Here is an 11,788-nt window from a genome sequence, read left to right as displayed (position 1 = left end):
CGTTAAGCCGTGCCATCCGTTGACAGATGCATCGGTAAGATCACAGCATCCACATCGGTCTGGTAATCTTGACCATTGAATTGCTTATACTTAAAGCTGAGGTGATGATAACCTGCTGCTATTGACAATTGTGCATTGCTCAATAAGACCGACGACAGATTGGTCGAGTGGATCGCCTGGATTGCTGTATCTGCCTGGAATTCCAGACTTGCATTCAGGCTTCCCAATTGGATCGTATCCACCAATGTTTCTTTTGGTAAATTCGGATGGTTGAACGGTTCCGGATTGCGAACGAGTACGGCAATGATCTTCCTGTTTTTCGTGATTGGATCTACCTGGATGATCGGTTGTACCACCGTATGGTCGTAGCTTTGCAAATTCTGCAACTGTAATCCACCATAGATCATACGTTCATATGGATCTGTGTACCGCAAAATATTTGCATCATTACCTGCATAGGTATTGTTCCAGATATCCAGCAACAGTCCTTCGAGCTGTTGTGTATCCATTTCCACTACAATTGGATAGATGGCATGCTGGCTGTTCACTTGCTCATTGAAGTTGGCATAACGCGAGGTCATGATCCCGAAACGATGTACTTCAGCTTTCTTCTCTGCCTGGCCTTCCGGCTGATAGATTGATTCGAATAGCGCAGTATACAATCGGTTTGGCAATAATGTCGGAAAGCGGTACTCCCCTTTCTTCTTCTTCTTCGTAATGACAATATCACTCGGATTACAAGCATCCTCAAAAGCAGAGCGGTTCAATAAATAGATCCGCTGCTGATCGGCAGGAAGACTTCTGAAATTGCTGTCATCAATGGATTCCTCTGGCAATTCTTCCCATACCAATTCTGGTGAGAATGCTGCTCCATACGGATCGATCAACTTCATATCCAGTCGACTTTGAACTGCTGGTCGACCTTGGTAACCATCCCAGTTACCATACATCGCATTCAAGTAAGGCTTAGTAAAGAGCAGTCCGACTTTGGCTTCGTCGTAGAACAAAGGCTTACTGCGATCTTGACGTCCCAAAGCATCCGGGAAAGAGCGCTCATAATCGATGTAATGTTTCAGACTGGCTAGCTTGAATGAAGCTGCCTGATCTTGGCTCGCCAACTGCTGGTACACGGCACTTTGTTCGTGGAAGTGACCAACTGGTCCTGCAGTCTTAAATCCGTAGATAAAATTCTGTTGAACAGCACCTGCCTCATTCTTGTTGACCACATCCTTAGTCTTCACGACAACAGCATAAATCGTATCCGGTCTCCAAACAGGTTGAATTGTTTGGTTGAGGTTGGCATTGATCTTTTCATTCTCTTCAATGAAACCTTCTCTGGTCATTTCGCTTTCTTCCACACGTCGGTGTACAGACTCGGTCATATAGATCATTTCGAAGATATCCGTCGCATAATCACGCGGTGGATCCAGATTGAGCTGACTTGGAATTGGCGCACTTGCTTTCAGCACCTTATCCACATAAATATGGATGGTATTGGAAGCACGAGATACTGTCACTGCGATCTGCGCATATTGTGAAGTCGGAATGAAACCGTTGCTACAATCCATCAGCATATCGGCATGAGCCGTGATACTGCTGGCTGTCTGATCGTTGTAACTTGTAAATACGACGTCGTAACCTGGTAATACCTGATCGTTACGATAGTCATGATTAGCCACCATTCGTTCTCGACGAACCAAGTGAACAGAGAATCCTTTTTTATCCCCATTCTCCGGATGTACGTAGACCTTGGAAAGTAGTGTACTAACACCTGTTTCCAGTGCGCTGAACATCATGGTTAAAGCGATTGAGAAATCTCCTTCTTCCACTTTTAACGATGGTGATGCCATTACCTGCAAGCTATCTGCATTGGCGATATAGGTATGGTTCTTAGACAGTTCCATCAACTCATTCTGTGCAGCCTTCAACCAAAGGGTATCCAGCAAGATTGGCGTATTCATGATGATTGCATCATTAGTCCCCACATGATCAAGACGATCGAATCCGTTCCAATTGCCCACAGCACCTGAAAGTGTCTCCAAATCTGGAGTCAACAGTTCTTGTGCAGCAAGTGCACGATTGAAGAGCACGACATCTGCCAGTGTTTTTTTAGCTTCATAAGCATGTGGCGCAGTCAATCCTGCTGATTCCGGTAGTCTCTGATAACCACCGATCTGTAGATTGCCTTCAAATCCGAGCACCCTTTTAGGTGCTAATTGAACCACAACTTTATGGATCGGTTGCTGCAGATTTTCGTAAGCCAGCTCTTGTTGTTCTTCTGTTACCTGAATATCCGCTGTTTGTATCAAAATTGCCTCCACTTCGGTATGTCCAAATTGTGTTGGCACCTCACGATGGGTATAAAAAGCTACAGTACCTGTATTTTCACTTTTTGCCAAGCGCAGTTGGAAGTAAGTCAGCGGTTCTGGTAATAGAATTTCCAAACTTCCACCATTCTCCCGCAAGCGGAAGTTGTTGTGGATGGTCGTGATATCTGATACAACAACAGCCGAAATACCATTCAAAGTAAACTTGAATCCTTCACGCTCAAAAACACGTCCTTTGCTATAGATAATACCTTCTGGTGTATATTTCCAATCCACCTGATATTTCTTGATGGCATCTTCAAAACAAAACAGATCCTTACGTTTAAAATTCAACGCGTCCATATCTACAACAGCCGATGTTTCGTCTTTGGTCATGGCAAACATATTCTGCGACAGCAAACGGATTTTTTTATACTTATTAGGTTCGTCGAATTGCCAATACCCATCTTTAAGCGTATGCAGATCCACTTGCCCTTGATTGGCTTCGACAATGGCCGTTACCGCATCGTAGACATGGTAAGGTTTCCACTGGTTATCCGCCCAACAGAAGATATCCAATCCCATCATCCGCAATTCGTGTGGTACCTGCTCACTGAGTCCCTTTTCAGGAGGCACCATTTGTAGGTATCCATCTGGAAGTTGGTTCATTGCCCCTCCCAATCGATCGGCTCCATATGGCTTCACCGGGCTCATCAGGTCTATATCGATATAACTATCCAATGGAATCGTTACTAGCTTAGCTTCTTCTTCCGTGTTGAAATTATGGCGCCAGCCTGTCGAACCAGGAGCAGGGATATTCACCATCGTTCCCGGAATTGCCTTATTGAGGTAATTGATTGGGAAACTTTCTTCCGACAGGATATTGATCGCTGCCGCAGGCATATAACCCTCCGCTTCATTCGGTAGCTTCAGAACTTCAATAGGTTCGTTTAAGGCTGTTGTATTTTTGTTGAATGTCCATTCCACAGCCAACTTAAATTTGATATCCTTGATTGGCCATGGTAAATTGAGTTTGACTTCCAATGAACCATAGATCCGGAACGGATTTGGCGCATCAATACCTAAAATGACATTCACAGAAAGACCAAGTTTCACAAAGAATACTTTCAGATAGGCATATCCCCCAAACTGTGCCTGAGCACCAAACTGAATCGGTTTGAAACTGATCGATCCCGATAGATCGATATAAGCTCCTAAGCCTACGGAAACAGGTCCGAATTTCTTTTTAAAATCAAATTTTGCTCCTGCCCCTACTTTGAATCCTTTCGCTGAAAGCATCATATAACTATAACCTTCGAAAAGCGACAGTATCCTCGCTCGAACACGTTCCGATTCGGGTTGATCTTTACCTAGATTGATATACCAACCGGAAGCGTTGTTGAAGAAGAAAGCCAGTTCCATTTTACCTTGTACAGTCAAAATATCACCTGCAGCTGCACCTTTTTCAGGCAAAAGGTAATTGACACCCAGGCTAGCCATCACCGATTTGTTATCGATGGAGATCATCGCACTGAATGGTGGATCCACATCACTGGTTATACCGATACGTTCACGAAGAATAGCTGCCTGTCCCTGTAATAGGAAAACATCAGGTAAGCCCAACATCAGGAAGAGTTTAGAAGAAAAGGTATAGCCACCATCAAATGTTGTCGCAATACTTGCTCCTGCTCCCACAGAAAATCCAGGTTCGTTGGCGAACTTATCGATTTCGATACCCTCAAGACCTGTAATCTTACTCTTTGCTTTGTAATAGTCCCACCAAGTAGCATCCTCGCTCAATGGCGGTGTAGTTGCCTTTTTAGAAGGCATATAATGCTGACCAATCAATCCGCGGAATCCATAGATACCTAAACCTGTAGGTCCTAATGGAATCGGAGTTGGAAGTTCCAATCCAATATCTACGATAAAAGCTGGTACTTTTGGATTCAGGCGCATCTTTGCAGATCCAGCCAACTTAAGTTTAGGTAGGGCAAAGGTGACCGCGCCCGTATACTCGACTCCTGCATTGGATCCAACAATAGTTGGATCGGGATTGCTCATACTTAAGTAACCGTTTAAAATAAAGGCAGCCTGTTCTTTGCTCACATTACCTGGAATAGTCAAGTCGATGCCAATACCATCGATACTGGTAAAGTTGTCAAAAGGTTTGTCTGTGTCGTTATCATCGACCGTAAAATAGTACTTGATTCCATCACCCGTTGCTTTTACCCCAGCTCTTCCTGTATTAATCATCCCGTCAAAACCGAAATAGCGGTAACGACGTTCTACTCCATTATGCATCTTGGTATAAGACCCTAAGCAAATCTCTTTGATCTCCATATTAACAGGACCTACTTTCAACGTGATAGCCTGTGGAATGATGAAACTTCCACCTTCAAATTCAAGATCACCATCTTCCCAAATACGGAATCTTTGGACTTCGATATTTTTTGGAAGCACTTTACCCAATCCTGGAATATCTGCAAGAAAGTCAAGTGAACCTGCTACTTCAACATAGAATCCACGATCTTCTTTTCCTAATTGGAGGCTACGGATCTTGATTTCCAAAATATTCTCCAGCGTAATTTTCAACGGTTCGGACTGTGGTTGGGCCGTCACCATAAAGTTGCCATCATCCTCAATCTGTGCGTCAATATCAATGACAAAAGTTCCTGTATCTTTCTTGAACCTTTCGATTGTCAATGTTCCTGCAATATCCGAGTGGCTAACTTTCCCCTTATTAAAATCTACCGCAAAACGGTCAAGTTCAACTGTGAAATTGCCGAATTTACGCTTCAGTACTCCTTCTGATTCCAGGGCAATACGACCCGAAAGTCCCCCCGTTCCAATGAACAGGTCATCGCCTACAATCGCTAATGAATTTGTGTTGCCATCTGTTTCTCCGAAACCCAGATACTTGATACCTGCATGTTTAATATACAAACCCGTAAAATCTGGTCCATAACCTGCAAGATCGGCTTCGGGGATATTACGTTGCTTGCTGACATCGAGTTTTGCTTTTTCGAATTCCACGATAAAGCCAGTATTCCCTATCATACAGGGTCCAGGCAATAAAGATCCTGCCAGTTCGATTTCAGAACCAATACCAGCTTCTGTATCGGCATAAAAAGTCGCCTCTGCAAATTTGAAAAGCGCTTTTCGGTCAGGATCAGGAAGTTCTTTCCCTTGTGCATCTACAGGTTTCAGGATATTCTTTGGGAATTCAATTCCTGCAGATAGTGTCACCGTAGCGCGTACCTTAGGAACAATTAAACTTCGGATATACTCCTCGATACCCGAAGGTATAATCTGTTGGTAAAATTGCTGCAGCTTATCCTTCGCATCACTTACATCGGATCCGATGTAAATAGCAAATAATACTGCCGAAACTGTTTTATTGATCTGTACATTGGCATTGATCAGTTCCACCAATTTATTTGCCGTGGGTTCTTCGCCTGCAGGAAAAGCTAAATTAGCAGATGGATAAGCCAGATTGATTGCATCAACCAATTGTTGAAATTTATCATCGATCCCTTCCTCAGATTCGATAAAATTATTAATGATATGAGCGGCAGTTTCGCCCTCGCTGATCTTAAAGATCTGGAGTCCGAGATCGAAAAACGCTTCAGGGGTGAAGGCAAACTTCTGTGTCTTGAAAGCCCTTAAATACGCGAGCATTTCCCATTGGTACTGCAATGAGACCGGAAATGAGGAAATGCTGCTATCTCCATCCTCATCGGGATTGAGCACCAGGCGCATGCTAAAGGGCAATGCCAAGCCAATGTTCTTGGCTACGACATCAAGACTATAGTAAGCCGAATCACCACGCTGTGACCGAGAATACTGTAGATTCTTGTAATGGATGCGATCCAGCAAGCCATTCAAGCCTTCCTCCGCGGAGTGCAAAAACTCCGGTAGGTCATCCACAGTAATTACTTCCGACAAGGCCGGATAGTAACGGTTGGTTATGGTGTTAGTTGTTGACATATAGTTTTGGCTATTTGTTTCATGATTTAATTAATTACTTGATCCATCTTACAAAGAGATGGTCGATTTTCTGGTCTTCTTGTTGAAACGGAGCTTACCGAAACGGTAGTAGTCTGTAAGTAGGTTACTGTTCTCTTTTTTAGTCGATAACGTATAGGTTTTCTTATAGAGCTCGGTACCCCCTTGATTGATGAACTCCGTTCCCTGTAGCTGCATGGTTCCACCTTTGTAGGCTTTGATCTCCACTTGAAATAAACCATATTGCGATGGAGCACCTCTCCAGATGGCATACAAACCGACTTCACCCACATTCTTTATATCGTCTACGGAGAAATCAGTCGGTGAAAAGTCTGTATAGGTAAAGTCACCCATGATAGTGTTCGCTGCAAAATCTTCGGTAAATTTTTTCACATTGATCAAAACAGATTCTTCGCCAGTGCTTTTGACATTGTCATTCGCCCACCAGAGATAGGCATTGCTTTCCGTACCATTATCGGGGATAATTGCGCTTGGATTACCATAACCCACATATTGGTTATTAAATCCAGAATCGGTATTTTCAAGACCTACCGCAACATCTAGTCCTCCGGAAGCACCATCCTGCCAATTGTAGCGAATGATCATATAGTCGAAATCTGCAATTGGAACAACAGGTTGGTCAATGTTGATAATATCGATCTGTTGGATCAATGTCGTTCCATCAAATTGCGCCTGAATATCAATTGTTTTGGTTCCCACCAAGCTATCGCTATACTCCGAATGGAAAATATTCCGTTCAAAATAACCTTCAGTTGCAGAGAAGGTATAGGATGAGGACACATCAAATGTGGTGTCATCGGTAAAAGGTCTAATCACCTTAAATTCCGCGGAACTACCTTCCTTAAGGCTAGTCGGCCCCACCAAATAAGGATTAAGCATGGACTTACAATTCGCAAAAGCAAACGTTTTTAATCCCGACCACCCTTCATTTGTTAAGATGCGTGCAGCTACGATATGGTCACCGCAATAGCCTTGACCTTTGAGCTGCAGACCATTGATACCATCCACCAAAACCCCGTCGAGAAACCACTCGGATGCAAGCACATTGCTCGCCGTTAAGCTGGGATCTGTAAACGTGATATCGACCTGAAACTTGGTTCCGGGGAATACTGCTTCTCCTCCGATTGCAAACTTGGCCGATTGTGTACATATAGTTTGTGACATAATAATTTAAATTTTAGTTGGTAAATCCTGTTGCATCTAGCATCGACTGACCGTTGCTTGTCATTGTATCGCCATGGAGCTGATGCGTACAAGGACATATAGATCGTCCTTTGTTCTCTTCCAATGACTCGACTTCCAATCGAACAGTCTGCCGAACAAATCTTGTCTCAGCAATCGCATGTGTATTGTTATTATTGAATTCTTTGTTCATCATTTTTCACTTTTAGTTTAACCTTTTGTTATCCATGGATACCTTTCCCATTGTAGAACTCGGGAAGCAGAAAGAACCCCCTATGACAGGACTTCAATCGCAATGTTTCCATGATTTTTCACGGTGTTCGAACCCGTTACCCTATTTCATATTATCTTCATTATCTGTTAATTGTGCACTCATAAAAGAGCCGTAACAAGCATTGAAGACAAGCGCTTTGAAATAGGATATAACAAAAGTAAGGGGGGAATGAGGCTGAATTACCAATAAAACTGTTGTTTTCTCTCGGTATTTGAGAACTACCGAAAACTCGGGAAAATAACTGCTATTTTTCGAGATGAGCTTGTAGTTTTTTCTGATCATAATAGTAGATTATTTGATCACTACACTTGGTCAATCTTTTGAGGAATAAGAAATATAATTGAAAAGGTTTATTTTTTTTGACTTAAGTAGTCTGTTAAGATTATTTTAGGTTATGTTGCTTTCATTAGAAGAAATAGAGTTATATGCGTTGGTTTAAAATGGAAGTACCCAAGACAAAATAACCATCCATTGGATAGCTGACTACCTTATAGAAACAAGGACAGAATGAGTTCTTAAAAATACAGCCGAGTCTCCAAAATGGGAAACTCGGCTGTATATTAAAAAGAATAGTGTAGAATATACCATCTCCTGCAAAATCTATACTTTTTACATTATCGAATTGCACCTATACTCTAGTTCCATTTAATGGCGGTGTTAACAGAAAATCACGCCATAGTAGGACTATTTCCTTAAAATCCTGAGTTGGTAGTTCATAAGCCCAACCTTGTATATTATCTTTATGAAACTTCACAGTCTGGTAATATATATAAATAGATACCGTTTCACTGCCATTTTCTAGCGCTGCATTAGGATTACTTAATGCATCATCTACATCTGGTAATAATAATTCGTCAATTTCTTTTGCCGAAAACCAACCAATTAAGAATTCACCTAATATGGGATTATTAACATTAACTATTTTGACAATTTCATTGCCAGTCTTGAAGTCAAGTATTTTATTAGAGAAAGATATCTCATATTTGTTTATTATATTCATATATCAGAATTTTATGTCTTATAAATTAGGAAATGCAGTTTTGATAATCCCATTATCTATATGAAATCTTACCTTTACTCCATCTGTCATTATTCCTGTGTATTGATTATGTTCAACGTATTTTCTATATGTATAGGCATAAGCTAATTCATTTTGTAGTTTTTTCTTATCCCAAGAATCAGGGAAAAAAGTACTCATCCCTTTACTACTATTTTTAACTTTCCAATGACCATTATTTGGAAAATCTAAATGATATAGCTGCACTTTTGCTTTGTAATAACCAAGTCCCTCAGGACCAACTGGATATTTTGTATTTTCAACAATTCTCCCTAACCCGCCTTTACCATTTATCATCAATGCATCATAATGGTGTACTCCTTTTGCATCCCAACTAAAAGGAGTTGTTGTAGTATCTGGTGCAATAACTCCTTTAAAAATCTCCAAATCAAGCTCATCAGATTGTTTAATATACCGAATGTTTTTTAAAAATAATGGTGCTTGATCAAATTTTAGAAGATTAAAATAGAATCTATCATATTCTGGTGTCATAATCCATTCTTCCAATAAAGTGATATCATCATTATATTCAGCCAGAACCTTTCTGCTATTTTTCACATCATTTCTAAAATATGTAGAAAAGTCATACACCCTGTTTGCATAATTATTCTTAATTCCATTTAAATATTGTTTCACATTTTCAAACTCTGATGGAATATTATTAACAAATCTATTTACGTCCAAATTAATATCTGCCAATTCCCAAAGACAACTTCTTTGGGCTTCAGTAAATAATACATTTGTCTCAGAACTCATCGCATTCATCATTTTACGAGTGGCTGTTTTTAGAGCTGATCTTGTAAGCGCATTAACAGACATGGAAACCATTTCCAATGCAAACAACCAGGCATTAGCAGATTTACAAAAATTGTAATCATCACTATTGGAATCATTTGTTGATGGAGGTGGTTGACTAGAGTTTAGATAAACTTCGCAGTCACTTGTCACTAACTGGTAAATTATATTTGCAGCAGATGCTAATGTTTCTGCAGTTGAAGTCACTAAACCTCCTATAATCTTATAAAGTAAATGTATATCAACTATTTCAAAAAGTCCAGAAGCAGTATTTCTTAATAAAGAAAATGCTCTTGCATATTTAAACGCTGACACGGCTCCATAATATAAAGTTAAAATATCTATTACAGTTCTTACTGACTGCTTAAAATCACTATAGTCACCCAAATCATCTACGTAATGTAAATAAAAAATCGGCATACTATTTTCTGTAACATTCACATCTTGACCATTTGAAGGTGTCAATGTCTTTACTGGCAACATTATAATAGTATCATCTGCATTTGTTGCTGCAATTGCCACAGGTTGAAATGGGTCATAAAACCCAATAGTATAATCTGTTAAATTGATTCCTAGTTCTGTATTTCCAAGCGTTTCATTGCGTTGCTCTACCACGACAATCTGTTTATTTACAAACCTAAATTTGAAATTATCCACATACCATAGTAGAATTTTATCTGATCTATAAGTCAGAACAGCAGGTGCTGCTGTTATTTGAATCCCCTCTGGATACTGATCTTTTTCGTAATAAGGATATTTTGTATATGAAAAATTACTTAAAGCATTATTGGCTATAATGGAATCGACGTGACCAGGATTATACTTACTTAAAGTCCATAAATTATAAACAGCATGTACAAATTGCCCTTTACGTCCTTTACCATCATCTCCAAATAATCGTGGATCATCTATTTCATTATATAGAATCTCATAATACGTCTGTCTTTTTTCTGCGAGCAACCCTTCATTTATCAGAATATCCTTTCGCAAAAAACTGAAGAAGTCATTTATTTCCGTATAATTAATCTGCCCATTTCTCTCTATGTATATGGCCTGCACCAATTTAATTACAGTTTCCTGCTGTGGCACTGTAAGATTTGAAATGTAACTAATGTTACCTCCTTTTTCTATAAATAAACTCTCTAAAAGATCAATCTTAAACTGATAAGGCAAAAAAGCGAGCTCATCTGAGGGAAACAAATCCAATATTTGCACTTTCAAATCTGTTGGATGTATTGTGGTGTAATTTGTTTCTTTATACTGTAATATCCAGTATCTAAACTGAATAAGTTTCAAACGAAAAATCGAAAAATATTCGTCCGTATACAATCTGTGATATGCTTCATCAATTTGACCATAATCTTTTGAATATCTATTAAACAGAGCCAGATGTGCTTCAAACGGTGCATATAGATTTTCATTAATTAATATATCTTTGAAAGATTGTTCAGTCTCAATGATTTCAAAAACCCGCATAATATCTAGAAATACGTTATTCTCATCTTCATTAAATTCATCAACAGTGCCATTTGATCGTAATAATCCCTTTCGCAAAACGTAATTGCCATAGTTACTTACCGTATCAGAAATAGGTATTTTTATCTCTGTCGATTCATAACTCAAAATTTTTGAATAATCCAAATCTGTGACTTCATCGAGAATTGGATTTAACACCGCATAAGGTATCCGTTTATAACTATAATAAATATCAAAATTATGCTCTTGCGTATTGTTTTCTTTAAGTCGACTACCTATTGAAGCCGTCGCCAAAATAACATTATCATCGGGTTTAATCTTATCTAAATTACCGTATGTATAAAAATTGAAGGCTTCTCCCAATTTTCCAATAGAAGCTGTCGTTAAATTGGTCTTCAAGTCATTTATATTATTATTTTCCCAAAACTTAGTCTCAGAAAAATAACCTTTAAATTTTCCTGTATCTGAATCAAAAATACTCATCAATGGTACCCCATTTAACACAAATCGTTTTATTCGTCCGCTATTAAAAAACATGAGGTCTTGATCCAAAGGATCAAATATAGTTTTATCACTAATCGATGATAATGGTACAATAATGGATTGTTTTACAGGTGTATTTATCCCCGTTAACAGGGGTTGTGTCAATAATACAATTAAATCTGCCATAAA

Annotated in this window: 5 protein-coding genes; all 5 read right to left on the bottom strand. The window is 39.5% G+C overall.

Annotation, left to right across the window (positions count from 1 at the left end; all coding sequences use genetic code 11):
- Positions 1-2: 2 nt before the first annotated feature.
- Positions 3-6,293: a hypothetical protein gene (locus LZQ00_RS00695; protein ID WP_234511027.1), complete on the bottom strand. Its 6,291-nt coding sequence runs from the start codon at positions 6,291-6,293 to the stop codon at positions 3-5.
- A 48-nt stretch (positions 6,294-6,341) separates the two neighbouring features.
- On the bottom strand, positions 6,342-7,496 hold the full coding sequence (locus LZQ00_RS00690; protein WP_234511024.1) for a hypothetical protein: 1,155 nt from the start codon (positions 7,494-7,496) through the stop codon (positions 6,342-6,344).
- 13 nt (positions 7,497-7,509) lie between these two features.
- Entirely contained in the window at positions 7,510-7,707 is a 198-nt protein-coding gene (locus LZQ00_RS00685) for a hypothetical protein (RefSeq protein ID WP_234511021.1), read from the bottom strand.
- A 709-nt stretch (positions 7,708-8,416) separates the two neighbouring features.
- Positions 8,417-8,788 (bottom strand): hypothetical protein, encoded by a 372-nt coding sequence (locus LZQ00_RS00680; RefSeq protein ID WP_234511018.1) that lies wholly within the window; start codon positions 8,786-8,788, stop codon positions 8,417-8,419.
- An 18-nt stretch (positions 8,789-8,806) separates the two neighbouring features.
- Entirely contained in the window at positions 8,807-11,785 is a 2,979-nt protein-coding gene (locus tag LZQ00_RS00675; protein ID WP_234511015.1) for an EndoU domain-containing protein, read from the bottom strand.
- Between the last annotated feature and the right edge of the window lie 3 nt (positions 11,786-11,788).

Source organism: Sphingobacterium sp. SRCM116780 (assembly GCF_021442025.1).
Taxonomy (GTDB): domain Bacteria; phylum Bacteroidota; class Bacteroidia; order Sphingobacteriales; family Sphingobacteriaceae; genus Sphingobacterium.
Note: the sequence above shows the minus strand (reverse complement) of the source record. Positions and strands in the feature narration are given on the sequence as shown.

Bases quoted from the DNA above. Each gene is read 5' to 3' on its own strand.
- LZQ00_RS00695 (WP_234511027.1), bottom strand. From the start codon at position 6,293: ATGTCAACAACTAACACCATAACCAACCGTTACTATCCGGCCTTGTCG.
- LZQ00_RS00690 (WP_234511024.1), bottom strand. From the start codon at position 7,496: ATGTCACAAACTATATGTACACAATCGGCCAAGTTTGCAATCGGAGGA.
- LZQ00_RS00685 (WP_234511021.1), bottom strand. From the start codon at position 7,707: ATGAACAAAGAATTCAATAATAACAATACACATGCGATTGCTGAGACA.
- LZQ00_RS00680 (WP_234511018.1), bottom strand. From the start codon at position 8,788: ATGAATATAATAAACAAATATGAGATATCTTTCTCTAATAAAATACTT.
- LZQ00_RS00675 (WP_234511015.1), bottom strand. From the start codon at position 11,785: ATGGCAGATTTAATTGTATTATTGACACAACCCCTGTTAACGGGGATA.